Here is a 24,704-nt window from a genome sequence, read left to right as displayed (position 1 = left end):
TGTTGAACGCTTCGTCGTGTTTCGACGCTCTGCCGGAAACAGTGGCAAGGACGTATATCTCTGGCAAGGAGAAAGAATATGACCTCGTTGCCTACCCTTTTCATCTCGCATGGCGGCCCCGACATCGTGCTGGCCGACACGTCGGCGCGCCATTATCTCGAAGGTGTTTCCGGCCTGATTTCGAAGCCGAAGGCCATCGTCATCGTTTCCGCGCATTTCGAGACCGACGGCGTTGCTGTCGTAACCGATCCCAAACCGGGCATGATCTACGACTTTGGCGGTTTCGCGCCTGAACTCTACAGGATGGTCTATCCGGCCGCCGGGGAGCCGGCCCTGGCCGAGAAGGTGTATGGCATGCTCGAGGCTGCCGGCCTTGAGCCGCATACTTTCGAGAAGCGCGGCTACGACCATGGCACGTGGACGCCGCTCATGCTGGCCTTCCCCGATGCGGACATTCCGGTCGTGCAGGTGTCGATCGATCCGCGCCGCGATGCGGCTTGGCACCATGCCATCGGCAAGGCGCTGGCACCGTTGCGCGAGGAGGGCATCCTTTTGATCGGGTCCGGGCATATCACCCATAATCTGCGCGCCTATTTCACCACGCTCAGGCATGGCGCCGAGCCAGATCCGGCGCTGGCCGGCAAGGTCACCGCGTTCACCGAATGGTTCGCCGACAAGCTTGGCTCCGGTGACACCGATGCGCTGCTGCAGTGGAAGGAGCGTGCCCCGTATCCGTCGGAAAACCACCCGACGGACGAGCATTTGATGCCGATCTTCTTTGCCTATGGCGCTGCCGGCAGCGGGGCAAAAGGTCGCCGTGTCCACGATTCGGTCGATCACGGCTTCTTTGCCAACGATTCCTATCTGTTCGAGTGACCGCCAAGCCGCTACATGATGCCCTTTCGACAGACTTGAAAGGGCATTTCATGGAGCGGCTGGTAAAGGCTTTCCAGAACTCGGTGCGTGCGTTCTCGCGGCTCATTCGCACCGAGGCGGCGTTCCAGCAGGAAGTGATGCTGCTGATCGTGGCACTTCCCATCGGCTGGTTCGTTGCCGGCACCTGGAGCGGCTACGCGTTGCTGATCGGCGCCATCCTGTTCCTGATCACGGTGGAAGTGCTCAACACCGGCATCGAGGCCGCGTGCGATGCCGTCAGCCGCGAGTTCAACATCGACATCCAGCTTGCCAAGGATTGCGGTTCGCTCGCCGTGCTGATCTCGATCTTCATCGTTCTGGGCATCTGGGGCTTCGCCATCGCCGAGCGTCTGTTCGGCCTTCCGATCTGAAGGACGCGTACCTACATGTCGGTTACCAAAGGAGACCGACATGGCTGACCAAGCCGATATCCATCATCTCGAATCCAGGGCGGGGTTGCCCGAGGACCTGCGCTGGCTCGTCGCCAAGTATCCGCGCGAGAACTGGCTAGACCATGACAACGTCCATGGCATGGCGTCGATGTGGCTGCAGCGACACGACATGTTTCGCGAATTGGGAGGCATGCTGACTGCTGGCATCGGCGACTATCGCGAGGGCCGGATGGACGCCGCGCAGTTTGCCCGCTGGTTCGCACCACGCCTCAACCATTTCCTCGGCAACCTCGACGGTCACCACAATGTCGAGGACCATCACTACTTCCCTGTTTTCGCCAAGGCGGAGAGCAGGCTGAAGCGCGGCTTCGATATTCTCGACGCCGACCACCACCTCATCCACGAGGCACTGGAGCGCAACGCACATTCCGCCAACGGGTTCATCCGCGCGCTCCAGGAAAGCCAGGACAAACAGCGTTTCGCTGCGGACGCCTACGCCGACGAGAATGCACGGCTGGTGGCGATGCTGACCCGGCACCTCGATGACGAGGAAGACCTGATCATTCCGCTGATCCTCGATCGCGGCGACCGCGAGCTCCTTGGGTCGGACTAGTCCTTGGGCTGCTTGCGGGCGATGTGGTGGGCCAGGAACCATGTTGCAAGTGCAACCGCGACACCGATGCCAAGCCCCAGGAACAGGCGATGATGGGCCTTCAGCGTGTCGCCGAGGATGTGCTCGGCGCCGAGGCCGAAGACATAACCCAGGCTGACGAAGATGCCGGCCCAGGCCAACGCCGACAGGCCATTCAACAGTAGGAACAGCGGCACCGGGATACGTGACAAGCCGGCGGCGATGCCACCGGCGAGCCGCATGCCGTAGACATAGCGGTTGCCGAGCACGAACAGGTAGGGATGCGCCTGTAACGTCCGGAAGGCATGGCTGAAGCCGGGCCTGCGGCGTAAGAGCCTGACCCATTTGTGGTTGGAGAAGCGGCGGCCAAGCACGAAAAAGAGCGTGTCGCCGAGGAAGGCACCGACGGCTGCCACCGCGAATGCATTCCATGGCTCGAAGAACCCCTGGTGGGCGAAGAAGCCACCCAGGATGGCGAAGCTTTCGCCCTCGGCCATGCAGCCTATGAAGACAGCCAGCAGGCCGTAATGGGCGACGAGATGGTGGAGCGTTCCGATCATCGAGCAGGCGACTGGACTGCGGAGGCGTCGGCGATGCGCTTGATCTGGGCGGTGAGGTCGCTCACCTGCTCGCGCAGCAGGATGATTTCCTGGAAGCGAATCTCGTCGAGCTTCTCGTGCAGCGCCATGATCTCGATCTCGGCCTTGAGATTGACCGCATAATCGTGGGCAGCGTCGACGCGATCGCGTTGGGCCTGGCGGTTTTGCGACATCATGATGATCGGGGCCTGGATGGCAGCCAGCATCGACAGCACCAGGTTGAGGAAGATGAACGGGTAGGGGTCGAAGGCGTCGCGGCCCAAGAGCCAGGCATTGAGCAGCGTCCAGAGCACCAGGAAGGCAAGGAAGGCGAGGATGAAACTCCAAGAGCCGCCAACGCGCGCAAGGCCGTCGGCCAGCCGGTCACCCCTGCTTTCGCAATGGGAAATGCTTTCGTTGACGTCGCGAGAAACCGGCTTGCGCTCGATTGCGCTCTGCAGAACCTTGTGCTCAAGCTCGCTCAAATGCTCCGGCGTCCGCCTCAGCCAGCGCCCTGCCAGCTCCGCCACGGTCTTGTTCATCGTCGTCTCCGAGTGAAGGCGCCAGCTTGGCAGCCGCGTATCCTTATACGAAGATAATGGCACGCGGCGCCACAATGCGGTTGGCAAGCGCTGTTGCCCAATGTGGATGAAGGAAACGTCATGCCGGACTTTGCCAGGATCAGGGCTCGGGCCGCCGAGCGCAAAGGCGGTGAGGCGGTACTCAAGTCGCTGCTCGGGCCGGTGCCCGACAATGTGGCGCTCGCCAAGATCTCCGACGACCGGATCCTTTCCACTATGGCGGAGCGCGTTTTCGCTGCCGGCTTCGTCTGGCGTGTCATCGAGCAGAAATGGCCCGGCTTCGAGGAAGCCTTCCTGGGGTTCGAGCCGAAGCGCCTTTTGTTCCAGCCCGACGACTTCTGGCACGAGCTTGCCTCCGACAAGCGCATCGTGCGCAATCCCCAGAAGATCAGGTCGGTTCACGAAAACGCTGCCTTCGTCGAGCGCGTGTCGAAGGAACATGACGGCTTCGGCAGGTTCCTGGCTGACTGGCCGGCCGACGACCAGATCGGGCTGACGGCCTATCTCGGCAAGCATGGCAGCCGGCTCGGCGGCAATACCGGCCAGTATCTTCTCCGCTGGCTTGGCTGGGATACTTTCATTCTGTCACAGGACATGATCTTGGCATTGCGCGATGCCGGGCTCGATATCGGCGATGCCGCATCGTCGAAGAAGGATCTCGCCAAGGTGCAGGCGCAGATCAACGCGTGGGCGCAAGATACCAAGCTGCCGCGGGCCCATATTTCGCGCATCCTGTCGATGTCGATCGGGACCAATCGTCCGGCCGACGAATTGCGCGCTTATATGGACGAATGATGGCCCAATCGAACTGCATTGCTCGACTTCACAACGCAGGCTAAACCGCTGACATGACGAAAAAAACTCCCGATATCCTGCGCATTGCAGTTGCCCAGCTCAACCCGACGGTCGGCGATGTCGCCGGCAACATCGCCAAGGCGCGCGAAGCGCGAGCGGATGCGGCGCGGCAGGGTGCCGACCTCGTGCTGTTCACCGAACTGTTCATCGCCGGCTATCCGCCGGAGGATCTGGTGCTGAAGCCTGCCTTCGTTACCGCCTGCGAGCGCGCGGCCGAGGAGTTCGCCAAGGAAACCGGCGACGGCGGGCCTGGTGTCATCATTGGCGTGCCGCTCAGGCGCAAGAGCGGGCTGCACAACTCGGTCATCATCGCCGACGGGGGCAAGATCATTGCCGAGCGCTTCAAGGTCGACCTGCCCAACTACGGCGAGTTTGACGAGAAGCGGGTCTTCCAGGCCGGTCCCGATATGCCCGGTCCGGTCAATTTCCGTGGCGTGCGCCTGGGCATCCCGATCTGCGAGGACATCTGGGGCGAGCTCGGCGTCTGCGAGACACTGGCCGAGAGCGGCGCCGAAATCCTGCTGGTGCCCAACGGCTCGCCCTACTACCGCGCTAAGATGGACGTGCGCCATCAGGTGGCGATCCGCCAGGTGATCGAGAGCGGCCTGCCGCTGCTCTATGCCAACCAGCTTGGTGGCCAGGACGAGCTCGTTTTCGACGGCGCATCCTTTGCCATCAACACCGATCATTCGCTGGCCTTCCAGATGAGCCAGTTCGAGGAAACGGTGGCGATCACGACGTGGAAGCGAAATGGCGAGGGCTGGGCCTGTGTCGAAGGCCCGATGTCGAAGATCCCCGAGCGCGAGGAGGCCGACTATCGCGCCTGCATGCTGGGCCTGCGTGACTACGTCAACAAGAACGGTTTCAAGAACGTCGTGCTCGGCCTGTCCGGCGGCATCGATTCGGCGATCTGCGCAGCGCTTGCCGTCGACGCGCTTGGCGAGGAGCGTCTGAGGGCGATCATGATGCCCTATCGCTATACGTCGAAGGACTCGCTCAAGGACGCCGAGGATTGTGCCCGTGCTCTCGGCTGCCGTTATGACATCGTGCCGATCCACGAGCCCGTCGACGGTTTTTCGCATGCGCTCACCCAGCTGTTCGAGGGTACCAAGGAAGGTATCACCGAAGAAAACCTGCAGAGCCGCGCCCGCGGCACGATCCTGATGGCGGTGTCCAACAAGTTCGGTTCAATGGTGGTCACGACAGGCAACAAGAGCGAGATGTCAGTCGGCTACGCCACGCTTTACGGCGACATGAATGGCGGCTTCAATCCGATCAAGGACCTCTACAAGATGCAGGTCTACGCGCTGTCGCGCTGGCGCAACACGCATGTGCCGCCAGGCGCGCTCGGGCCTTCGGGCGAGGTCATTCCGAAAAACATCATCGACAAGGCGCCGTCGGCGGAACTGCGGGAAAACCAGACCGACCAGGATTCGCTGCCGCCTTATCCGGTGCTGGACGACATCCTTGAGTGCCTGGTCGAGAACGAGATGGGCGTCGACGAAATCTTTGCACGCGGCCACGACCGCGACACCGTGCACCGCATCGAGCACCTGCTCTACATTGCCGAATACAAGCGTCGGCAGGCGGCGCCTGGGGTGAAGATCACCAAGAAAAATTTTGGCCGCGATCGGCGCTATCCGATCACGAACAGATTCAGGGATCGCGGCTAACCAGCTGAAACGATACGAGATCAGGCATTCACTAGAGGACGGCCATGGCTGTGATCGAGATCAGCTTCGACCTTTCACGGATCGACTTCGACAGGACCTCCGACGAGATCAGGCAGAGCTACTGGGGGCGCGCGCGCAATGACGATCTCAATCGCCGCGCGCTTGATAACTCGCTCTGTGTCGGCGCCTATCTCGACGGAAAGCAGGTGGGTTTCGCGCGCGTTGTCACCGACTATGCCTGCTTTGCCTATGTCTGCGACGTCATCGTCTGGGCCGAACATCGCGGGCTGGGCATCGGCAAGACGCTCATACAGGCGTTGCTCGACCATCCGGAGCTGCAAAGCGTGACCGGCTGGAGCTTGCGCACCAGCGACGCGCACAGCCTCTACGAAAAGTTCGGCTTCGTGACCTCGGCTGACGGCATGTACATGCGCTTCGCGCGGCAGCCGGCCGCGCAAGCATAGCCGCGGCGTGGGCTATCTTTCCTTCCTTCGCGACAACAGCCGCTGGCTTACAGGCGGTTTTCTGCTCACCTTCTTCTCGACCTTCGGCATGACGTCGTTCATCGCGCTGTCGGCCGGCGATATCCGCCGCGACTATGGCCTGTCGCATGGCGAATTTGGCACGCTCTACATGTTTGCCACATTGGCCAGCGCCTTGAGTCTGCCGCGGCTTGGCCAGATCGTCGACCGCTACAGTGTGCGGAAAGTGGTGCTGTTCGTCGTGCCGATGCTGGCGCTTGCGAGCGCCTCGATGGCGCTGTCACGGCACCTCGTCCTGCTGTTTGTGACAATCTATCTGCTGCGCCTGTTTGGCCAGGGCATGATGGTGCATGCCGCCTACACGGCGACGGCGCGCTGGTTTTCCGCTCAAAGGGGGCGGGCGCTTTCAGCTGTTATTCTCGGCCACAATGCAGGTGACGCCGTCATTCCGATGGGCTTCGTGCTGATCGCCGCCTCGGTTGGCTGGCGCAACGGCTGGCTGCTGGCGACCGCAGCGCTGGCGTTGATCGCCGTGCCGGCAATCGCGTTGCTGGTTGCTGAGGACAGAAAACCGCGCTCGTCCGATCCAGAGGTGCCACGGATAGATGCGCGCGACTGGACGCGGGTTGAGGTGGTCCGCGATCCTGTGTTCTATCTGCTGCTTCTCGGCGTCATGGCGCCGGGGCTGATCGTGACGACCCTGTTCTTCCACCAGGTCTATCTGGTGGAATTGCGCGGCTGGTCGCTGGAGGTGTTCGCCTCGTCCTTTCTGGTGGCGGCGGTGGTCAATGCCGTCTTCACGCTGGTTGTCGGCCTGCTCCTCGACCGCTTTTCCGGGGTGGCGCTGCTGCCTTTCGTGTTGCTGCCTCTGGGGCTCGCCTGTCTGTTGCTGGGCCTCGTCGATGCGCAATGGGGCGCGTTCGGCTTCATGGCGCTGCTCGGCATTTCCAACGGTCTGTCGACGACGCTGTTCGGCGCCGTCTGGCCCGAAGTCTATGGCCTGAAGCACCTGGGCTCGATCAGGGCCCTTATCGTTTCCGCCGGCGTGTTCGCGTCGGCAATCGGGCCCGGCTTGACCGGGTTCCTGATCGATGGCGGCGTCAGCTACCCGGCCCAGATCGTGGCGATGGCGATCTACTGCTTCGCCATCTCGTTCGTCCTGCTCCTGGCTTCGCGGCGGATCCGCGCGCGAAGCCAGGAGCAGGCAATCCCTGTTGCGGTTGGCGTGTAGCCGCTATTTCGCGGAAAAGCCTTCGACGGTTTCGCGGCGATCATAGACGTGGTCGACGATGCCCCAGTCCCTGGCTTCTTCGGCGGTGAAGAAGAAATCGCGGTCGAGCACGCGCGCCACTTCCTCCTCGGTGCGCCCGCAATGCTCGGCATAGAGCCTCGTCATGCGCCGCTTGAGCTTGAGAATATCCTCGGCATGGCGCTCGATGTCGGAGGCCTGGCCGCGGAAGCCGCCGGAGGGCTGGTGCAGGATCACGCTCGCATTGGGCAAGGCGATGCGCCGGCCGCGAGCACCGGCCATCAGCAGGAACGAGCCCATCGACCCCGCTGTGCCCATGCACAGCGTCGACACAGGGCAGCGGATGAACTGCATCGTGTCGTATATCGCAAAGCCGCTGCTCACCACGCCGCCGGGCGAATTGATGTAGAACGAGATTTCGCGGGTCGGATTTTCCGACTCTAGGAATAGCAGTTGCGCGCAGATGAGCGAGGCCGAGTTGTCGTCGACCTCGCCGTTGAGGAAGACGATCCGCTCGCGCAGGAGCCGGGAAAAGATATCGAAGGAGCGTTCGCCACGCGGCGATTGTTCCACGACCATAGGGACGAGCTGCATCGTGTCGCGCATGCGCGAGTTCCTTTCAGCGATTGAGTTGCTTGAGCTTAAGCGGCGCGCATCAGCGGCGGGCTGTTCGAATTCGCCGGCGCGGCAATGGTTCTCATCGGCTCGGCGCTGTGGGTCAGCCGGAACCATGTGCCGCCGCCCGGCTGGGCCTCTAGGTCGAAGGTCACGAAGGTTTCGGGCTCGCTCGCACTGGCGTCGTTCCAGGCGTAGCGAACCCGCGAGAAGGGCAGCGCCTCGATGATCCGGTAGGCAGGGCCAGTCGTATCCGCAGTCACTTTGTCCGCAACGGGCACGTCGAGCCAGGCCGACACCAGTTCCGGCACCGTCAGCGCGCGCCAGACCTTTTCCGGCTCGGCCTCCAGCTCGCATTCGACGACGATCGCATCGCTCCGGTCTTCAGCCTCGAGAAAGTCCGTCATTGGTCCATCTCCTTGAGCAGGGTCTTCAGCCGTTCGACGCGATCCGGCCAGAACGCGCGGTAGCGGGTCAGCCAGTCGAACAGCGGTTTCAGCCCATCCGGGTTGACGCTGTAGTTGGTGTGACGGCCGGCCCGTTCTTCATTGATCAGCCCGGCGCCGCGCAGCACCGCTATGTGCTGCGACACGGCAGGCTGCGAGATTTCGAGCCCTTCGCGCAGTTCGGTCGCGTTTTTCTCGCCCGCGAGAAGGCGATCGAGCACCGCACGGCGCGTCGGATCGGAGAGGGCACGGAAGACGTCGGATTCGTTCATGCGATTTAGATAAGCATAGACTTATCTGTTGCGCAAGTGCCACCCCGACAGACGGCTGAACTGGCACAACAGGTTTCGGTCCAGAGCGGGGCTTGGCTAAGCAAAAATGCTCGGTTATAAGCAAACTCTTCGCGGCCACTAGCAGGGAGGTCTGAATGCCAGAGTATGACATGTCCTCCCGAGGTTCACGCCGAGGTCGTTGACCTCGCGAACCGCCTCCGGCGCTTGTTTTTCCTGACGCCGCCGCACCGCGACTTCCTGATTTCGCAAGAATTATTCGTCGCGCCTTTGAACATATTTTCCCAGGGATGGCGTCGGCTTTCGACGTCTCATGCATCATGGCTCGTATTCGTATCGACCTGCGCGGCGGAGCGTTCCGCAGCGTTCTCGGATTCACTTTCAGGCACTGGCAGCGCCAGCCGGTGCGTCTCTTGCTGATTTCGGCGGCCGTGCTCATCTCGACCATGGCCGACGTCCTGACGCCGCTCTATTCGGGCCGGCTGATCGACGCCGTGGCCAGCGGTGCTGCCACCGACGAGGTGGCATGGAATGCGGCGTTGACGGCATTCTTCACGCTGCTCGCGCTGGCGACAGGCTCGCTCGTGTTCCGTCACTTTGCCTTTGCCGGCATCATCGAGCTGACGCTCAAAATGATGTCCGACATCGCCCAGGATGCGTTTCATCGCGTCCAGCGCTTCTCGACCGACTGGCACGCCAACAGCTTCGCCGGCTCGACCGTGCGCAAGGTGACGCGCGGCATGTGGGCGCTCGACCTGCTCAACGACACGCTGCTGGTGGCGCTGCTGCCGTCCTTCGTGATGCTGCTCGGCTCGACCATCCTGCTCGGCTGGCACTGGCCGATGATGGGCCTGATCATTGCTGCGGGTTCGCTCGTCTTCATCGCGCAGACGGTGCTGATGTCGCTTGGCTTTGTTGCGCCGGCGGCAAGCCTTGCCAACAGCTGGGACACGCGGCTCGGCGGTTCGCTGGCCGATGCCGTCAGCTGCAACTCCGTGGTCAAGGCGTTCGGCGCGGAGGAGCGCGAGGAAAACCGGCTCGCCAAGGTGATCGGCAAGTGGCGTCACCGCACGGGGCGCACCTGGATGCGCGGCACGATCAACGGCACGTCGCAGAACATCACGCTTGTCCTGCTGCGTGCCGCGATCATCGGCTTTGCGCTGATGCTGTGGGCTGGCGGGCAGGCGAGCGCGGGCGACATCGCCTTCGTGCTGACCTCGTTCTTCCTGCTGCAGGGCTACCTGCGCGATGTCGGCATGCACATCCGCAACCTGCAGCGTTCGGTCAACGACATGGAGGAACTGGTCGACATCCAGGGCCAACCGCTCGGTGTTGCCGATCGCCCCGGCGCCAAGCCGATCCAGATCCGGGATGGCGGCATCGAGTTCAAGCATGTGACGTTCCACTACGGAACGCATGCGAACCCGCTCTACCGGGACTTCTCGGTGTCGATCAAGCCGGGCGAACGTGTCGGCCTTGTCGGCCACTCCGGCTCGGGCAAGACGACCTTCGTCAAGCTGATCCAGCGGCTCTACGACGTCGGCGACGGCCGGATCGTGATCGACGGGCAGGACATCGCCAAGGCGACGCAGTCCTCGCTGCGTTCGCAAATCGCGATCGTGCAGCAGGAGCCGATCCTGTTCCACCGCTCGCTGGCCGAGAACATCGCCTATGCCAGGCCGGGTGCGACACAGGCCGAGATCGAGCACGCTGCGAAACTCGCCAGCGCGCACGACTTCATCCAGCGGCTGCCCAAGGGCTATGGCACGCTGGTCGGCGAGCGTGGCGTCAAGCTGTCGGGCGGCGAACGCCAGCGCGTGGCGATTGCCCGCGCCTTCCTGGCCGATGCACCGATCCTGATTCTCGACGAGGCGACTTCGAGCCTCGATTCGGAATCGGAGGTGCTGATCCAGCAGGCGATGGAACGCCTGATGGTCGGGCGCACGACGCTGATCATCGCGCACCGGCTGTCCACCGTCCGGGCGCTCGACCGGCTACTCGTCTTCGATCGTGGTGAGATCGTCGAGGAGGGCCGGCACGAGACACTGGTTCGGCGCGACGGCGGCATCTACCGCCGCCTGTTCGAGCGGCAGGCACTGGAACTCACCAAGGGGCTGGTCTGAGCCCGGGTGCATGCCGCTCCGCTGAAGTCCTGACAATGCAGCGGGCCACGAAATGCGGCCCGTTCGCGTTCCTGGCCATCCTATGGCCGGCTTCCAATCGCCGAAGGCATGTTCTATGTCTTGGGCGAGGAGCGGGGGCTGCCTTGTCAACGCCAGAGCCATCCGCTACGCCCCAAACATGACAGTTACCGTTCGTTTCGCCCCTTCGCCCACCGGCCGCATCCATATCGGCAATGCGCGCACGGCCTTGTTCAACTGGCTCTTCGCCGTGAAGAACAGGGGCCGCTTCATCCAGCGCTTCGACGACACCGATGTCGAACGTTCGCGTCAGGAGTTTGCGGACTCGATCCTCTACGACCTGCACTGGCTCGGCATCTTCCCCGACCAGACCGAATATCAGTCGCGCCGTTTCGAAAGCTACGATGCCGCCGTCGAAAAGCTGAAGGCCGCCGGCGTGCTCTACGCCTGCTACGAGACGCCTGAGGAACTCGACCTGCGCCGCAAGGTGCGCCGTACCCGTGGCTTGCCGCCGGTCTACGGCCGGGAGGCGCTGAAGCTCTCCGCCGCTGACCGAGCCGAATACGAGCATGACGGCCGCCGGCCGCACTGGCGCTTCCTGCTGCCCAACTTCAAGTCCGATCCGTTCGAGACGGAGCGCACCGAAATCCACTGGAACGACGTGGTTCGCGGCGAGGAGACGGTCGACCTGGCGTCGCTTTCCGATCCCGTTCTGGTGCGCGAGGACGGTACCTATCTCTACACGCTGCCATCTGTCGTCGATGACATAGAGATGGGCGTCACCCACATCATCCGCGGCGATGACCATGTCACCAACACAGGCGTGCAGATCGCCCTGTTCCATGCGCTCGGCGCAGAGGCTCCTGCCTTCGGCCACCACAATCTCCTGACCACCAGTTCGGGCGAGGGGCTGTCGAAGCGCACCGGGGCTCTGTCCATCGAAAGCCTGCGCGAAAGCGGCATCGAGCCGATGGCGGTGGCGTCACTGGCGGTGCTGGTCGGTACCTCCGAGAACGTGGTGGCGACGCCGAGCCTCGCTGAGCTTGCCGAAAAATTCGATCCGGAGGCGACCTCCAAATCGGCTTCCAAGTTCGATCCCGACGAACTCGTGGTGCTCAACCGCGCGCTTTTGCATCACATGTCGTTTGCCGAGGTGCGTGACCGTCTCATGCTGCTTGGCATCAGCGGCGATCACGCGGAGCCGTTCTGGTTGGCGGTGCGTGGCAATCTCGACAAGCTCTCGGATGCCACCACCTGGTGGCGCATCCTGCGCGAAGGACCGCAGCCCGCTGCCGAATTCGGTGACGAGGATCGCGAGTTTGTCGGCCAGGCGCTCGACCTGCTGCCCGATGAGCCGTGGGACGGCAATGTCTGGAAGAACTGGACGGGAGCCGTGAAGAAGGCCACCGGCCGCAAGGGCAAGGCGCTGTTCATGCCGCTCAGGCTGGCCCTTACCGGGCTGGAGTCTGGCCCGGAGCTCGCAGATCTATTGCCCCTTGTGGGTCGGGAAGGAACTCTGGCCCGACGGCCCTGACCTTGCGGTTGGGATCCGGCGGCTGGCTCGGGCTGGCCGCTGGAGGTGCCGGTTCGGCCACTGCCGCCGGCTTCGGCTTGGCCGTCACCGCACGGCCTTCGCCTGCCAGGATGGAAAAATCCTTGTTCTGGCTGATGTTGCAGCCGCATGAGGGCACGCGTGGCAGGTCGACGCGCTTGTAGCGATAGGCTGTCGGCAGGTTGCGATAGGGCTGGCCGGAGCGTGCCGACACCATGCTTTCCTGCGGCTGGCCGTCCCTTAGATGGTAGAACAGCTCGATCTCGGTTCCCGGGCAACTGGCTTCACAGTTCTGCTGGTCGCGCTGGAAATCCTGCAGGTCGGCCCCATTCGACATCGGGAACGAATAGCCGTCGCAGGTCCGCACGCACAGCGTCCGGTATTCGCCCGTGCCCGGCTCATTGCTGCGACCGATCACGATGTGCTGCGGATAGCTTTCGTTGGAGCTCAGGCTTTCCGCCGCGCCGCCACGGATGATCGTCACATCCGATGGCTCGTCGAGCGGATCCTCTTCGCCGCTGGCCGCCGCGGCCTCTTCCGGTGTCTGTGCATTGCAGCCGGCAAGCTCCAGCGCATCGAGGATGCGGATGCGCTCGCGCCTGTCGGTTTTGCTCGGCGCGGTCGCGCCGTTCTGCTCGAGCCTGCCGAGATTGTCCTGCATCGCCGAAATCCTGGCGTTGAGCTCGGCGCAGGCCGCGACGGTTTCGCCCGATACAGCGCGGTCGCAACCGAGGTCGGCTGCCCTGATCCGGGCAAGGTCGATCTGGTCGCGCTGCGTGTCGGCGGCGTTGCCATATTCATCGAGCTGCACGACGCTGCCGGACAATTGCGCCAGTTGTCGTTTCAGCAACGCGCATTCGGGCGGTGCTGCGAGCGCTTGGGCCGTGGCAAGCAGCGACAGGGCCAATGCCATCGGCCAGGCCGCCGCCCGTTTGCTTGTCGTCTTGCCTGTCTTGCGTCCGAACATGCAGCTCCCCGCAAGGATCGACTCAATCCCTGCGTTCGGCAGCTTAGTCATTTTCGTCGCAACGATCAGCCCGCCGGCGACTGCACCGTCGCCTGGGCACGCTGCGAAGCTTCCACGACCGCGAGTGCAGTCATGTTGACGACGCCGCGCGAGGTGACCGAAGGTGTCAGGATGTGTGCAGGCTGTGCTGTGCCGAGCAGGATCGGCCCGACATGCAGCGCATCCATCATCGTCTTGACCGTGGTCAGGGCGATGTTGGCCGCATCGAGATTGGGGAAGACCAGGAGATTGGCTTCGCCCTTCAGCGTCGAATGCGGATAAACGCGCTGGCGCAACGCCTCCGACAATGCCGAGTCGCCATGCATTTCGCCGTCGGCCTGCAGCTTCGGCGCGATGCGCTTCAGGATCTCGGCGGCTTCGCGCATCTTGCGGGCGCTCGGCGTGTCGCGCGAGCCGAAATTCGAATGCGACACAAGCGCGGCCTTGGGCTCGATGCCGAAGCGGCGGATTTCCTCGGCGGCGAGGATCGTCATCTCGGCGATCTCTTCGGCCGAGGGGTCGACGGTCACATAGGTGTCGGTGAAGAACAGCACGCCGCGCTGCGAAATCAGCATCGAGAGCGTCGACAGATCGCGATCCTGGATGCCATCGCGGACGCCTACGATCTGCTGGACGTTGCGCAAATGGCGCTCGAAACGGCCTTCGAGGCCGCAGATCATCGCGTCGGCATCGCCGCGCCGGACGGCGATGGCGGCGATCACCGTATTGTTGGTGCGCACCATGGTGCGGGCTGCTTCGGGTGTGATGCCGCGGCGGCCGCCTAGCTCGATCAGCACCTCCACATAGTGGCGGTATCGCGGATCGTCCTCGGGGTTGATGATGTCGAAGTCGACGCCCGGCCGGATGCGCAGGCCATAGCGCTTGAGACGCACCTCGATGACATGCGGACGGCCGATGAGGATCGGCCTTGCCAGGTCTTCCTCGAGCACGACCTGAGCGGCGCGCAACACACGCTCATCCTCGCCGTCGGCATAGATGACGCGCTTGGCCGTCGCCTGCTTGGCATTGGAGAAGATCGGCTTCATCACCAGGCCGGAGCGGAAGACGAAGCGGCTGAGCTTGTCGACATAGGCGGCGAAATCGGCGATCGGACGGCTCGCCACGCCGGTCTCGCAGGCAGCCTTGGCGACCGCTGGCGCAATGCGCAGGATCAGGCGCGGATCGAAGGGCGAGGGGATCAGGAAGTCGGGGCCGAAGGTCGGCGTCTCGCCGGAATAGGCGCGGGCGGCGACATCCGACGGCTCCTCGCGCGCGAGCGCCGCGATGGCGCGCACAGCAGCCATCTTCATCTCCTCGTTGATGGCGCGTGCGCCGCAGTCGAGCGCGCCACGGAAGATATAGGGGAAGCAAAGGACGTTGTTGACCTGGTTGGGGAAGTCCGACCGGCCGGTGCAGATCATGGCGTCGGGGCGGGCGGCGCGCGCCTCCTCGGGCATGATCTCTGGCTTGGGGTTGGCGAGCGCCAGGATCAGCGGCTTCTCGGCCATCTCCTTCAACAGTTCGGGCTTCAGTACGCCGGCTGCCGAAAGGCCCAGGAACACGTCGGCGCCGCCGATGACGTCGGCCAGCACGCGGGCGTTGGTGTCCTTGACGTAAGGATCCTTCCAGCGGTCCATTTCGTCGACGCGGCCCTTATAGGCGACGCCGAAGCGGTCGGTGACCCAGATGTTCTCGACCTTGGCGCCGAGCGAGACCAAGAGGTTGAGGCAGGCAAGGGCTGCGGCACCCGCGCCCGACGTCACGATCTTGACGTCCTCGATCTTCTTCCCGGCGAGTTCCAGGCCGTTGAGCACGGCGGCGGCGACGATGATCGCGGTGCCATGCTGGTCGTCGTGGAAGACCGGAATGGCCATCTTGGCCTTCAGTTGCGCCTCGACCTCGAAGCACTCGGGCGCCTTGATGTCTTCGAGATTGATGCCGCCGAAGGTGGGCTCGAGCGCAGCGATGGTGTTGACCATCTGGTCGATCTCGGGTGCGTCGATCTCGATGTCGAAGACGTCGATGCCGGCGAACTTCTTGAACAGCACCGCCTTGCCTTCCATCACCGGCTTGGACGCCAGCGGGCCGATATTGCCGAGGCCGAGAACGGCGGTGCCGTTGGAGATCACCGCGACGAGATTGGCCCGGCCGGTGTAGTCGGCGGCGGTCTCGGGGTCGTCCTTGATGGCGAGGCAGGGCGCGGCGACGCCAGGCGAATAGGCGAGCGCCAGGTCGCGCTGGTTGCCGAGCGGCTTGGTCGCCTGGATCTCGAGCTTACCGGGGACAGGGTGCTTGTGGAAGAAAAGGGCGGCGTGATCCAGATCGGACAGCGCGTCCTTCTTCTTGTCTTCCCCAGCCATGTCCCGCTCCTTCAGATTCCAATAGCAAAGGTCGTTATTAGCACGGCCTGCACGATTTTCGAGGCGTCAACGGCCAAATGGACGTTGAATCACTTTCAAGCGGCAGAACTGCAATCATTCCAGCGGCTTGCAGGTGGCGGTTGAGAGCTCGATTCGGTCTTTTGTGAGGCTCGGCGAAACAGCGCGTCCTTAAGACGCGCTGCCGGATGCCTTTGGGGCAGTTTCGGGTCGCAGCGAGCCTAGAACGAGCTCACATAGAGCCCGCCGTCAACAGGGATGTTCTGCCCGGTCATGTAACCAGCATGTGTCGAGCACAGGAAGGCGCAGATCTGGCCGAATTCTTCAGGCGTGCCGAGGCGACCGGCTGGAATGCCGGCGCTGAGCCGCGCGCGGCGGGCTGCACCTTCCGCCGGATCCTCGATGCTTCCGGGCTCATGCGGGCCGCGCAGGCGGTCGGTGTCGAGCTTGCCGGGCAGCATGTTGTTGATGGTGACGTTGCGGTCGGCAACCGTGCGCGCAACGCCTGCCAGGAATGCTGTCAGGCCGGCGCGGGCACCGGAGGACAGGTCGAGGCCGGGGATCGGCGTGTAGACCGACAGTGAGGTGATGTTGACGATGCGGCCGAAGCCGCGCGCCGCCATGCCGTCGATGACCGCTTTGATGAGCTCGATCGGGGTGACCATGTTGTTGGTGACGCCGGCGAGAATCTTCTCCCGGTCGAGTTCGCGGAAGTCCCGGTAGGGCGGCCCGCCATTGTTGTTGACCAGGATGTCGGGATCGGGGCAGGCCGAAAGCAGCGCCTTCTGCACGGCCGGATCGGAGATGTCGCCGACAATCTCGGTGACCGGCACGCCGCAGCGCTGGCGGATTTCCGTTGCCGTGCGGCTGAGGATGCCGGCGTCGCGACCGTTGAGGAACAGCTCGCAGCCGGCTTCGGCCAGCGCTATCGCGCAGCCCTTGCCGAGGCCCTTGCTCGAGGCGCAGACGATTGCCTTCTTCCCGCTGATGCCGAGATCCATGATGCGTTCTCCTGTCGGTGATGACCCAGCCTAGAACCGCCCGGCCCAAGCCGCAACCGTCATACGCCTGTTGCATGAATCTGGGCATAGCCACGGCAAAAGCAACGGGTCGAATGCCATGTCCGGCACGAACACACGCAATTTCCGCACGCTGTTCATCTCCGACGTGCATCTGGGGTCGAAGGCCGCCAAGGCCGACTTCCTCATCGACTTCCTGCGACACCACGAGGCCGAGAAGATCTTTCTGGTCGGCGATATCGTCGATGGCTGGCGTCTGCGCCGGCAGTGGCATTGGCCGCAGTTGCACAATGACGTGGTGCAGAAGCTGCTTCGACAGGCGCGCAAGGGCACCGAGATTACCTACATCGCCGGCAACCACGACGAATTCGCCCGCAATTTCCAGGGCGTGCATTTCGGTGGCATCGTCGTTGCCGACCGCGCGATCCACGAGGCCGCCGACGGCAAGCGCTTCCTCGTCATCCATGGCGACCAGTTCGACGCAGTCGTGCAGAACGTGCGCTGGCTCGCTTACCTCGGCGATTTCGCCTATGACGCGGCGATGGCCACCAACCGCGTGGTGGCGCGCTTTCGCCGCACCTTCGGCATGCCCTACTGGTCGTTCTCGTCCTGGGCCAAGGTCAAGGTCAAGAAGGCAGTCAATTTCATCGGCGCCTTCCAGCAGGTGCTGACCGAGGAGGCGCGCCGCTCCGAGGTAGATGGCGTCATCTGCGGCCATATCCACCATGCAGCCATCGAGGATTTCGACGGCATCCAGTACATCAATACCGGCGACTGGGTCGAAAGCTGCACCGCTGTCGCGGAGGATTTCGACGGCAGCTTCGTTCTCCTGCACTGGCCGCATGTGATGGCCGGCCAGTTGGCTTCCGAGGCTCTCGTGCCGATGGTTCTCGACCAACGGCGCGTCGAAAAAGCCGCCTGAACGGAAGGCTTTGGAAGGCTTGCCATGTGCGCCCCTGCTTCCATTCCACGCCGCTGGCGGGAGGGCCCCGGTCACGCCTCGATCGCAAGCCGTGGCGAAGGCCAGTCGCTGCGTCGCGCCGCGCGCCATGCCCATGCTGTCGCATCGATTGAGCCGATGCCGAACGGGGCGGCAAGGCGGTTGTCGAGGCTGGCCCAACCGCTTCGCTCAACGGTGGGCGCAGCGGCTTTCGTGCCCGGCAGGCTCGTGATAATGGAGCAGGCAAATCGGTGAGGCTTGGTTGGTTCGGGTCTGCACCCGGACAAATGCCCGCCATGACGCTTCCGCCTCTGACACCAGAACAGCAGATCAAGCCGCGCCGCTTCGAACTGCGAATCTCGCTGCTTTTTGCAGCACTCTTCGTGCCGATGGGCGTGCATCTGCCGTACTTCCCGCTGTGGCTGGAAGCCAAGGGTTTCGACCCCGAGCAGATCGCCATCATCCTGTCGGCGCCGATGTTCCTGCGCGTCGTCACCACGCCGCTGATTGCGGCCATGGCCGACAAAGCCAAGGACCGCGCCAGCGTCTTCATCTTCCTCGCCGCCTCGTCGCTGGCGATCTCCCTCGGCTACTTCCTCGAACCGGCCTATCTGACGGTGCTGGTCGTGTCGCTGGCGCTTTCCGTAGTCTGGACCCCGCATTCGCCGATCGCAGATTCGCTGGCGCTGTCGGGCGTGCGCCGCTTCGGCTCGGATTATGCGGCGATGCGCATCTGGGGGTCGATCGCGTTTCTTGGCGGCAGCCTTGCCGCAGGCTTCATCCTGTCGTGGACGGGCGCCGAGGCCGTGCCTGCGATCATTTCGCTCGGACTGCTCGGCTGCTTCCTGATGTCGTTCATCACGCCGAGGCTCGGCCGGCCACGCCGGGCATCGCCACTGTCGGCCACCGACATGCAGCAGCAGGCGCCCAAGCTGTTCAACCGCTATTTCCTGATCATGGCCGGCGGCACAGGCGTCATCATCGCCAGCCACGGGTTCCTCTATGGCTTCGTGTCGATCTACTGGAAATCCTTGGGCATCAGTGAAACCGTCGTCGGCTTGCTGTGGAGCTGGGGCGTCGCCGCCGAGATAGCCATGTTCATGGTGTTCACGCGCGTCTTCGGCCGGCGCTCCACTGCCTTCGTGCTGTTGCTTGCAGGTGCCGGCGCCATCGTGCGCTGGATTGCCTATCCGCTGATCTGGCCGCTCGGGCTCGGCGTGCCTGGCTTCTTCGCGGTCCAGAGCCTGCATGCATTTTCGACCGCGCTGGTGCTCATCGGTGTGCAGAAGCTGATCGCCGAATCGGTGCCCGAGGAACGTACCGGCGCTGCCCAGGGCGTCGCCTATTTCACCAACGGCATGTCGATGGCTGTGGTGACGCTGGCGTCCGGGCCGCTTTACCAGAACTTTGGCGCCAACGGCTTCTACTTCATGGCCGGCGTTGCCGCCGTCGCCATCATGCTGGTGCTTGTCGGCGCCCGTTCAGCCCCAAAGCTCGGGCAGGGGCGGCGACACCATTGAGCCCTCATAGATAAGGCCGGGCGTGCGGTCGCGGGCCAAAAGCAGCGGTCCGTCCAGGTCGACGAAATCGGCGCCCTGCGCCAAAAGCACGGCTGGCGCCATGGCCAGCGACGTGCCCACCATGCAGCCGACCATGATCTGGAAGCCGAGCGCGCGGGCCTGGTCGCGCAGCTCGATTGCCGCGGTCATCCCGCCTGACTTGTCGAGCTTGATGTTGACCGCATCATAGCGGCCTTTGAGCTCCGCCAGGTTGGCCGCGACATGCACGCTTTCGTCGGCGCAGATCGGCACCGGGTGCGGAATTCTGGCGAGGATCGCGTCGGCGCCAGCCGGCAGCGGCTGCTCGATCAGGGCGATGCCAAGTTCGGCTGCCGTTGCCAGATTCTCGGCGATGTTGGCGTCGGTCCAGCCTTCGTTGGCATCGAGGATCAGGCGGCTGCTGGGGGCGGCCTCGACCACCGCGCGGATGCGCGCGATGTCGTTGTCGCCGCCGATCTTGACCTTGAGCAGCGGACGCGCGGCATTGGCGCGCGCCTGGGCCGCCATCGCCTCGGGCTCGCCCAAGGACAGGGTGTAGGCGGTTTCCAGCGCGTGGGGAGCGCCGAGGCCGAGGGTGCGGCTGACCGGAACGCCGCTCAGCTTGGCCTCAAGGTCCCACAGCGCGCAGTCGACGGCGTTGCGCGCAGCACCCGGCTGCATCAATCCAAGCAATTCGTCGCGCGAGGCGCCGTCTTCGACCGCTCGGCGGACCTGCTCGATCGCCTCGGCAACGCTCTCCATGGTCTCGCCATAGCGCTTGTAGGGCACGCACTCGCCGCGCCCGATTGCACCTGATTCGGCGATCGTGACCGAGATCACCTCCGCTTCGGTCTTGGAACCGCGCGAAATGGTGAAGGTTCCGGCGATGGGAAAGCGCTCGGAAATGGCCGAAAGGACACGCGACATGGAAAACTGCTCCGATCAACTGCTTGGCACGGCTACGAAAATCGACAGGTCGCGGCCGACGCGGTAAACAGTCTGCCATGTTGACCATCGGCAAACGGGAAGCAAGCGGCGGGGCGGCCGGCGAAAGCGACCACCGACCGCAGGTTGCGGTGGCGGAGCGCGGCGACGCGCTGGCTTGCGTGTTTTCGGGGATATGGACGACCCGCACCGTCGCCTTCGTCGATGCCGAAATGCGCGGGATCGAAGCGCGCAAGGGCTACAGCACCATCGTTCTCGACCTGTCGGCCATCGAAAAGATGGACACGGCCGGGGCCTGGGTCATCGACCGGTTGGTGAGCGCCAACGAAAAGAAGGGTGTCGCGATCAGGATGGAGGGGCGCAGTGAGGCGGCCGACATCCTGCTGGGCGCCGTCGGCGAAGCGGTCCGGCGCGATACGGGCTCGGGCGAACAGGGCCAGCCGAACATCGTTATCCGCGCGCTGGAGGCCGTCGGCCGCCGCGTCTACGAGATGCGCGACGACTTCCTCTCGGCCATGAACATCCTCGGAGCCACCATCCGGGGCGCCCAGATGAAGCTCGGCCGTGGCCATGCCGTCAATCCGGCCGCTATCTTCAACCAGATCGACCGCATGGGCGTGGGCGCCATCCCGGTCGTGCTCTTGATGTCGACCATCGTCGGCGCCATCGTCGCCCAGCAGGGCGCTTTCCAGCTCAGCTATTTCGGCGCCGACATCTTCGTCGTCGACCTGATCGGCGTGCTGGTCCTGCGCGAACTCGGCGTGCTGATGACGGCGATCATGATCGCCGGCCGTTCCGGCAGCGCCATCACCGCCGAAATCGGCTCGATGAAGATGCGCGAGGAGGTCGATGCGCTCACCGTCATCGGTCTCAATCCCATCGGCGTCTTGGTGTTTCCGCGACTTGTGGCGCTGGTGGTGGCGCTGCCGTGCCTCACCATCATCGCCAATTTCGCAGCCCTTGGCGGCGGCATGGCAACGGCCTGGTTCTACTCCGGCATCCCGCCTGCGGCTTTCATCGACCGCCTGCGCGTGGCGATCGATCTCGGAACTATCTTCGCCGGTCTCATCAAAGCGCCGTTCATGGCCCTGATCATCGGCACGATCGCTTCGGTCGAAGGCATGAAAGTTGGCGGCAGCGCCGAATCGCTTGGCCAGCACGTCACCGCATCGGTGGTGAAGGCGATCTTCATCGTCATCATCCTCGATGGTTTGTTTGCCATGTTCTACGCAGCGATCGGGTTCTGACATGGGCAGCCGCGCCAAGGCCATCGCTGTCGATCACAACATCCAGCCCGCCAATGGCGATGTCGTGCTGTCGGTGCGCGACCTCACCGTCGCATTCGGCACGAGGGTGATTCTCGACAAGCTGTCGCTCGACATCAGACGCGGCGAGATCCTCGGCTTCGTCGGTGCTTCGGGTGCCGGCAAGTCGGTGCTGCTGCGCACCATTCTCGGCCTTACACGCAAGCAGTCGGGCACGATCAAGCTGTTCGATGTCGACCTGGAAAAGGCCAGCGACGAAGAACGGCTTCGCATCGACATGCGGCTCGGCGTGCTGTTCCAGCACGGGGCGCTATTTTCGGCACTGACGGTGCTCGAAAACGTCCAGGTGCCGATGCGCGAATATCTGGATCTGCCGCGCAAGCTTATGGACGAGCTTGCGATGCTCAAGATCGAGCTGGTCGGCCTGCCGTCGGACGCTGCCTACAAATATCCCTCGGAGCTGTCGGGCGGCATGATCAAGCGCGCGGCGCTGGCGCGTGCGTTGGCGCTGGACCCCGACATCGTGTTCCTCGACGAGCCGACATCGGGTCTCGACCCGATCGGCGCCGCCGAGTTCGACGAACTTGTCGCCAAGATGCGCGACACGATGGGGCTGACCGTCTACATGGTCACTCACGACCTCGACAGCCTGTTTTCCGTCTGCGACAGGGTCGCGGTTCTCGGCAACAAGAAGGTGCTGATCGAGGGCACGATAGACGACATGCTGCAGAGCGAGGAGCCGTGGGTTAAGTCCTACTTCCGGGGCAAGCGTGCCCGGCAGCTCGATCTCGCGGCGCGGATCTAGGATGGGATGAGTTGATGGAGACAAGGGCCAATTACGTCATCGTCGGCATCTTCACGCTGGTCTCGATCCTGGCTGCCTTCGCCTTCGTCTACTGGACGGCGGCGATCGGTGAGCGTGGCGCCACAACGACGCTGCGCGTGCGCATCCCAGGCTCTGCTTCTGGCCTCAGCCGCGGCAGCTTCGTCCTGTTCAACGGCGTCAAGGTCGGCGACGTGCGTCGCGTCTATCTCGATGTCAGCAATCCAACCGTCGCCATCGCCGACACCGAGATCGACGAGCTCACCCCCATCACCAAGTCGACCCAGGCCGACATCGGCCTTGCCGGCCTGACGGGGCAGGCGAATATCGAGCTGAAAGGCGCGAGCGTCAGCGAGCCCAACCTGCTGGCGGAAGCCAACAAACAGGGAACCATCGCCGAGATCGTCGCCAATCCGTCTGCGGTGACCAACCTCCTGCAGACGGCCCAGGACATCTTCAAGCGCGCCGACACGGTGCTTTCCAATCTCGAAGGTTTCACCAATGACGTGCGCGGTCCGCTGACCGAGACCGTGACCAATGCGCAGAAATTTTCCGAATCGCTCGCCCGCAATGCTGACGGCGTCGACAAGTTCCTGGCGAGCGTGAGCGCGCTTTCGGAGGAACTGCAGGGCGTTTCGGGCAAGCTGGATGGCACTATCACGGCAGCTGAAGGCCTGCTCAAGTCGGTCGACAAGGAGCAGGTGAAGAACATCGTCGCCAACATCGACACCTTCACCGCCAGCCTCGCCAAGCAGAGCGACCAGCTCGACGGCATCGTCAAGGGCGTGGAGAGCGCAGTTGCCTCGATCAATGGTTTTGCCAAGCAGACGCAACAGACATTGTCCAAGGTCGACGGTGCGCTGGAGGGCGTCGATGCCGAGACCGTGCGCAAGACGCTGGCTGACATCAGCAAGGCCAGCGAGAATGCCAGCAAGGTAGCGGCCGACATCGCCAAGGTGACCGACAAGTTCGGCAACCGCTCCGGCGATATCGACCAGATGGTCACCGACGCCAAGGAGATGATGGGCCGGCTGAACCAGGCCTCGGTTCGCGTCGACGGCGTCCTGGCCAAGGTCGACAAGCTGCTCGGCTCCGGCGACGCCCAGGGCGTTATGGCCGATGCGAGCGCCACCCTGAAATCCTTCAAGCAGGTGGCCGATACGCTGAACTCGAAGCTCGGCACGATCATGGACGGGCTGTCGCGCTTCTCCGGCCAGGGGCTGCGCGATGTCGATTCGCTGGTCCAGGATTCCAGGCGCTCGATTACCCGCATCGAACAGGCGATCTCGGATCTTGAGCGCAATCCGCAACGCATCATCACCGGTGGCGAAGGCTCGGTGCGCGAGTTCGACGGAAGGGTGCGTCGTTGACATCGCCGGCATGCCGCAGCATGACAGCGGGTGAGGGTGGTGCGCGCGAGGCGCGGGTGAGTCTTGGCCGGGGACAGCACGTGAAGGCTGCTAGATCTATATGGCTGCTTGCAGCAGCGTTGGCGCTGTCCGGTTGCACCTCGCTGTTCGTCAGCACGCCGCCGCCGCTCGATACCTATGAACTGACCGCGCCTTCAGTTGCGGGCCGCAGCGGGTCCAGCCATCGCCAGATACTGATTGCTGAGCCTTCCGCGCTCAAGTCGCTTGACGGCCAGAGCATGGTCATCAACCCGACGCCGGGCTCGATCCAGTTCCTCAAGGGCGCGCAGTGGTCCGACCGGCTGCCGCGCATCGTCCAGGCGCGGCTCGCCGAGACATTCCAGCGCGCCGGCGGCTACATCGGCGTCGGCAAGCCCGGCGAGGGGCTGGCGATCGATTATCAGGTGATCGTCGAGATCCGCAATTTCGGCATCAAGCTCGATGGCACCGACCGTGCCGAGGTCGAGCTTTTCGTCAGGCTGCTCAACGACCGCAATGGCCAGGTTCGCGCATCGCGCGTCTTCACGGCAAGCGCGCCTGTTTCGGGCGCAGGCAACGGTGCCTATGCCGCGGCCCTCGATGCCGCCTTCGGCACGTCCGCCACCGACATCGTCAAGTGGACGGAATCACTCATCTGACCTGAACGACCGGGCTGTGGGGAGCAGGGCGGCAAGTGTCCGCTCCTGCGATCTGCACTCGTCCCGACGTAATCGGCGCCTGGCACCTTGCCTTGCGATCCTTGCTTGCCTGGAAGACATGCCGGCGGCGCCTATCGCGAGATGCGGGGCACATCGGCGATCCAAAATCCAGTACGATCCAGGCACAGTTCGAGGTTAGAGCGCTGCGCGTCCGAATGGGCGCTTGCCGAGTGTTTTGACAGTGTCTGACCCCTACGCCCATGCTGTCCGCAGATCGGCACCGGTTTCGAGCCGATACGCCAGATAGCAAAAAGGGCAGCAGGTACGAACCTGCTGCCCTCTT

Annotated in this window: 24 protein-coding genes; 15 read left to right on the top strand and 9 right to left on the bottom strand. The window is 63.7% G+C overall.

Annotated elements, in window-relative coordinates; translation table 11 throughout:
• Positions 1-78: 78 nt before the first annotated feature.
• The 3 genes from B015_RS0113240 to B015_RS0113230 are packed head-to-tail and all read left to right on the top strand — an operon-like array spanning position 79 to position 1,920.
• On the top strand, positions 79-876 hold the full coding sequence (locus B015_RS0113240) for a class III extradiol ring-cleavage dioxygenase (RefSeq protein ID WP_018428185.1): 798 nt from the start codon (positions 79-81) through the stop codon (positions 874-876).
• 50 nt (positions 877-926) lie between these two features.
• Positions 927-1,286, top strand: coding sequence for a diacylglycerol kinase (locus B015_RS0113235; protein ID WP_018428184.1), 360 nt, complete (start codon positions 927-929; stop codon positions 1,284-1,286).
• A gap of 40 nt (positions 1,287-1,326) precedes the next feature.
• The gene (locus B015_RS0113230; RefSeq protein ID WP_026227233.1) at positions 1,327-1,920 is read left to right on the top strand and encodes a hemerythrin domain-containing protein; all 594 of its coding nucleotides are present in this window, start codon (positions 1,327-1,329) and stop codon (positions 1,918-1,920) included.
• On the opposite strand, the gene B015_RS0113225 is transcribed toward B015_RS0113230, so the two are convergent.
• Together B015_RS0113225 and B015_RS0113220 are read right to left on the bottom strand one after the other, a co-directional pair.
• Complete coding sequence (locus tag B015_RS0113225; protein ID WP_018428182.1) at positions 1,917-2,498, bottom strand: DedA family protein; 582 nt, start codon at positions 2,496-2,498, stop codon at positions 1,917-1,919. The two genes, B015_RS0113230 and B015_RS0113225, sit on opposite strands and share 4 nt — an antisense overlap.
• Positions 2,495-3,058 carry a DUF1003 domain-containing protein gene (locus B015_RS0113220; protein WP_018428181.1) on the bottom strand — a complete coding sequence of 188 codons (564 nt, stop codon included), beginning with the start codon at positions 3,056-3,058 and terminating at the stop codon, positions 2,495-2,497. The genes B015_RS0113225 and B015_RS0113220 overlap by 4 nt, the downstream gene beginning before the upstream one ends.
• A 120-nt stretch (positions 3,059-3,178) precedes the next feature.
• Between B015_RS0113220 and B015_RS0113215 the strand changes: the two genes are divergently transcribed.
• Genes B015_RS0113215 through B015_RS0113200 form a run of 4 tightly spaced genes read left to right on the top strand, consistent with a single transcriptional unit; the run spans position 3,179 to position 7,338 of the window.
• Complete coding sequence (locus B015_RS0113215) at positions 3,179-3,892, top strand: DNA-3-methyladenine glycosylase I (RefSeq protein WP_018428180.1); 714 nt, start codon at positions 3,179-3,181, stop codon at positions 3,890-3,892.
• A 53-nt stretch (positions 3,893-3,945) separates the two neighbouring features.
• Positions 3,946-5,625, top strand: coding sequence for an NAD+ synthase (locus B015_RS0113210; protein WP_018428179.1), 1,680 nt, complete (start codon positions 3,946-3,948; stop codon positions 5,623-5,625).
• 44 nt (positions 5,626-5,669) lie between these two features.
• Positions 5,670-6,089, top strand: a complete 420-nt coding sequence (locus tag B015_RS0113205) for a GNAT family N-acetyltransferase (protein ID WP_018428178.1) — start codon at positions 5,670-5,672, stop codon at positions 6,087-6,089.
• Between the two features lie 7 nt (positions 6,090-6,096).
• The gene (locus B015_RS0113200) at positions 6,097-7,338 is read left to right on the top strand and encodes an MFS transporter (RefSeq protein WP_018428177.1); all 1,242 of its coding nucleotides are present in this window, start codon (positions 6,097-6,099) and stop codon (positions 7,336-7,338) included.
• Positions 7,339-7,341: 3 nt separating this feature from the next.
• Here B015_RS0113200 and B015_RS0113195 read toward each other — a convergent pair whose 3' ends face one another.
• Genes B015_RS0113195 through B015_RS0113185 form a run of 3 tightly spaced genes read right to left on the bottom strand, consistent with a single transcriptional unit; the run spans position 7,342 to position 8,689 of the window.
• A complete protein-coding gene (locus tag B015_RS0113195; RefSeq protein ID WP_018428176.1) occupies positions 7,342-7,962 on the bottom strand; it encodes an ATP-dependent Clp protease proteolytic subunit in 621 nt (206 codons plus the stop codon).
• A 35-nt stretch (positions 7,963-7,997) separates the two neighbouring features.
• The gene (locus B015_RS0113190) at positions 7,998-8,378 is read right to left on the bottom strand and encodes an SRPBCC domain-containing protein (RefSeq protein WP_018428175.1); all 381 of its coding nucleotides are present in this window, start codon (positions 8,376-8,378) and stop codon (positions 7,998-8,000) included.
• Entirely contained in the window at positions 8,375-8,689 is a 315-nt protein-coding gene (locus B015_RS0113185) for a metalloregulator ArsR/SmtB family transcription factor (RefSeq protein WP_018428174.1), read from the bottom strand. The genes B015_RS0113190 and B015_RS0113185 overlap by 4 nt, the downstream gene beginning before the upstream one ends.
• A 338-nt stretch (positions 8,690-9,027) precedes the next feature.
• Here B015_RS0113185 and B015_RS0113180 point away from each other — a divergent pair, with 338 nt between their 5' ends.
• Together B015_RS0113180 and gltX are read left to right on the top strand one after the other, a co-directional pair.
• Positions 9,028-10,830, top strand: coding sequence for an ABC transporter ATP-binding protein (locus B015_RS0113180; RefSeq protein WP_026227232.1), 1,803 nt, complete (start codon positions 9,028-9,030; stop codon positions 10,828-10,830).
• Between the two features lie 178 nt (positions 10,831-11,008).
• On the top strand, positions 11,009-12,382 hold the full coding sequence (gltX, locus tag B015_RS0113175) for a glutamate--tRNA ligase (protein ID WP_018428172.1): 1,374 nt from the start codon (positions 11,009-11,011) through the stop codon (positions 12,380-12,382).
• On the opposite strand, the gene B015_RS0113170 is transcribed toward gltX, so the two are convergent.
• From B015_RS0113170 to B015_RS0113160, 3 genes are all read right to left on the bottom strand, one after another.
• On the bottom strand, positions 12,300-13,367 hold the full coding sequence (locus B015_RS0113170) for a DUF2865 domain-containing protein (RefSeq protein WP_018428171.1): 1,068 nt from the start codon (positions 13,365-13,367) through the stop codon (positions 12,300-12,302). The two genes, gltX and B015_RS0113170, sit on opposite strands and share 83 nt — an antisense overlap.
• Positions 13,368-13,432: 65 nt before the next feature.
• On the bottom strand, positions 13,433-15,766 hold the full coding sequence (locus B015_RS0113165) for an NADP-dependent malic enzyme (protein WP_018428170.1): 2,334 nt from the start codon (positions 15,764-15,766) through the stop codon (positions 13,433-13,435).
• Between the two features lie 239 nt (positions 15,767-16,005).
• Positions 16,006-16,785 (bottom strand): SDR family oxidoreductase, encoded by a 780-nt coding sequence (locus tag B015_RS0113160; protein WP_018428169.1) that lies wholly within the window; start codon positions 16,783-16,785, stop codon positions 16,006-16,008.
• A gap of 118 nt (positions 16,786-16,903) precedes the next feature.
• Between B015_RS0113160 and B015_RS0113155 the strand changes: the two genes are divergently transcribed.
• Together B015_RS0113155 and B015_RS0113150 are read left to right on the top strand one after the other, a co-directional pair.
• On the top strand, positions 16,904-17,725 hold the full coding sequence (locus tag B015_RS0113155; RefSeq protein ID WP_018428168.1) for a UDP-2,3-diacylglucosamine diphosphatase: 822 nt from the start codon (positions 16,904-16,906) through the stop codon (positions 17,723-17,725).
• Between the two features lie 314 nt (positions 17,726-18,039).
• Positions 18,040-19,263 carry an MFS transporter gene (locus B015_RS0113150; RefSeq protein ID WP_040456714.1) on the top strand — a complete coding sequence of 408 codons (1,224 nt, stop codon included), beginning with the start codon at positions 18,040-18,042 and terminating at the stop codon, positions 19,261-19,263.
• Here B015_RS0113150 and dgcA read toward each other — a convergent pair.
• Positions 19,225-20,208 carry an N-acetyl-D-Glu racemase DgcA gene (dgcA, locus tag B015_RS0113145; protein ID WP_018428166.1) on the bottom strand — a complete coding sequence of 328 codons (984 nt, stop codon included), beginning with the start codon at positions 20,206-20,208 and terminating at the stop codon, positions 19,225-19,227. The two genes, B015_RS0113150 and dgcA, sit on opposite strands and share 39 nt — an antisense overlap.
• Before the next feature lie 77 nt (positions 20,209-20,285).
• Between dgcA and B015_RS0113140 the strand changes: the two genes are divergently transcribed.
• The 4 genes from B015_RS0113140 (at position 20,286) to B015_RS0113125 (ending at position 24,361) form a co-directional block, all read left to right on the top strand.
• Entirely contained in the window at positions 20,286-21,473 is a 1,188-nt protein-coding gene (locus B015_RS0113140; protein ID WP_018428165.1) for an ABC transporter permease, read from the top strand.
• A gap of 1 nt (position 21,474) precedes the next feature.
• Complete coding sequence (locus B015_RS0113135; protein ID WP_018428164.1) at positions 21,475-22,296, top strand: ABC transporter ATP-binding protein; 822 nt, start codon at positions 21,475-21,477, stop codon at positions 22,294-22,296.
• Positions 22,297-22,310: 14 nt separating this feature from the next.
• The gene (locus B015_RS0113130) at positions 22,311-23,684 is read left to right on the top strand and encodes an MlaD family protein (protein ID WP_018428163.1); all 1,374 of its coding nucleotides are present in this window, start codon (positions 22,311-22,313) and stop codon (positions 23,682-23,684) included.
• Between the two features lie 80 nt (positions 23,685-23,764).
• Complete coding sequence (locus tag B015_RS0113125) at positions 23,765-24,361, top strand: ABC-type transport auxiliary lipoprotein family protein (protein ID WP_245262168.1); 597 nt, start codon at positions 23,765-23,767, stop codon at positions 24,359-24,361.
• The last annotated feature ends 343 nt before the right edge of the window (positions 24,362-24,704 follow it).

Source organism: Hoeflea sp. 108 (assembly GCF_000372965.1).
GTDB lineage: Bacteria > Pseudomonadota > Alphaproteobacteria > Rhizobiales > Rhizobiaceae > Aminobacter.
Note: the sequence above shows the minus strand (reverse complement) of the source record. Positions and strands in the feature narration are given on the sequence as shown.

What these genes read in the sequence shown, in the direction of transcription:
- B015_RS0113240 (WP_018428185.1), top strand. Translation starts at nt 79, where the DNA reads ATGACCTCGTTGCCTACCCTTTTCATCTCGCATGGCGGCCCCGACATC.
- B015_RS0113235 (WP_018428184.1), top strand. Translation starts at nt 927, where the DNA reads ATGGAGCGGCTGGTAAAGGCTTTCCAGAACTCGGTGCGTGCGTTCTCG.
- B015_RS0113230 (WP_026227233.1), top strand. Translation starts at nt 1,327, where the DNA reads ATGGCTGACCAAGCCGATATCCATCATCTCGAATCCAGGGCGGGGTTG.
- B015_RS0113225 (WP_018428182.1), bottom strand. Translation starts at nt 2,498, where the DNA reads ATGATCGGAACGCTCCACCATCTCGTCGCCCATTACGGCCTGCTGGCT.
- B015_RS0113220 (WP_018428181.1), bottom strand. Translation starts at nt 3,058, where the DNA reads ATGAACAAGACCGTGGCGGAGCTGGCAGGGCGCTGGCTGAGGCGGACG.
- B015_RS0113215 (WP_018428180.1), top strand. Translation starts at nt 3,179, where the DNA reads ATGCCGGACTTTGCCAGGATCAGGGCTCGGGCCGCCGAGCGCAAAGGC.
- B015_RS0113210 (WP_018428179.1), top strand. Translation starts at nt 3,946, where the DNA reads ATGACGAAAAAAACTCCCGATATCCTGCGCATTGCAGTTGCCCAGCTC.
- B015_RS0113205 (WP_018428178.1), top strand. Translation starts at nt 5,670, where the DNA reads ATGGCTGTGATCGAGATCAGCTTCGACCTTTCACGGATCGACTTCGAC.
- B015_RS0113195 (WP_018428176.1), bottom strand. Translation starts at nt 7,962, where the DNA reads ATGCGCGACACGATGCAGCTCGTCCCTATGGTCGTGGAACAATCGCCG.
- B015_RS0113190 (WP_018428175.1), bottom strand. Translation starts at nt 8,378, where the DNA reads ATGACGGACTTTCTCGAGGCTGAAGACCGGAGCGATGCGATCGTCGTC.
- B015_RS0113185 (WP_018428174.1), bottom strand. Translation starts at nt 8,689, where the DNA reads ATGAACGAATCCGACGTCTTCCGTGCCCTCTCCGATCCGACGCGCCGT.
- B015_RS0113180 (WP_026227232.1), top strand. Translation starts at nt 9,028, where the DNA reads ATGGCTCGTATTCGTATCGACCTGCGCGGCGGAGCGTTCCGCAGCGTT.
- gltX (WP_018428172.1), top strand. Translation starts at nt 11,009, where the DNA reads ATGACAGTTACCGTTCGTTTCGCCCCTTCGCCCACCGGCCGCATCCAT.
- B015_RS0113170 (WP_018428171.1), bottom strand. Translation starts at nt 13,367, where the DNA reads ATGTTCGGACGCAAGACAGGCAAGACGACAAGCAAACGGGCGGCGGCC.
- B015_RS0113165 (WP_018428170.1), bottom strand. Translation starts at nt 15,766, where the DNA reads ATGGCTGGGGAAGACAAGAAGAAGGACGCGCTGTCCGATCTGGATCAC.
- B015_RS0113160 (WP_018428169.1), bottom strand. Translation starts at nt 16,785, where the DNA reads ATGGATCTCGGCATCAGCGGGAAGAAGGCAATCGTCTGCGCCTCGAGC.
- B015_RS0113155 (WP_018428168.1), top strand. Translation starts at nt 16,904, where the DNA reads ATGTCCGGCACGAACACACGCAATTTCCGCACGCTGTTCATCTCCGAC.
- B015_RS0113150 (WP_040456714.1), top strand. Translation starts at nt 18,040, where the DNA reads ATGACGCTTCCGCCTCTGACACCAGAACAGCAGATCAAGCCGCGCCGC.
- dgcA (WP_018428166.1), bottom strand. Translation starts at nt 20,208, where the DNA reads ATGTCGCGTGTCCTTTCGGCCATTTCCGAGCGCTTTCCCATCGCCGGA.
- B015_RS0113140 (WP_018428165.1), top strand. Translation starts at nt 20,286, where the DNA reads ATGTTGACCATCGGCAAACGGGAAGCAAGCGGCGGGGCGGCCGGCGAA.
- B015_RS0113135 (WP_018428164.1), top strand. Translation starts at nt 21,475, where the DNA reads ATGGGCAGCCGCGCCAAGGCCATCGCTGTCGATCACAACATCCAGCCC.
- B015_RS0113130 (WP_018428163.1), top strand. Translation starts at nt 22,311, where the DNA reads ATGGAGACAAGGGCCAATTACGTCATCGTCGGCATCTTCACGCTGGTC.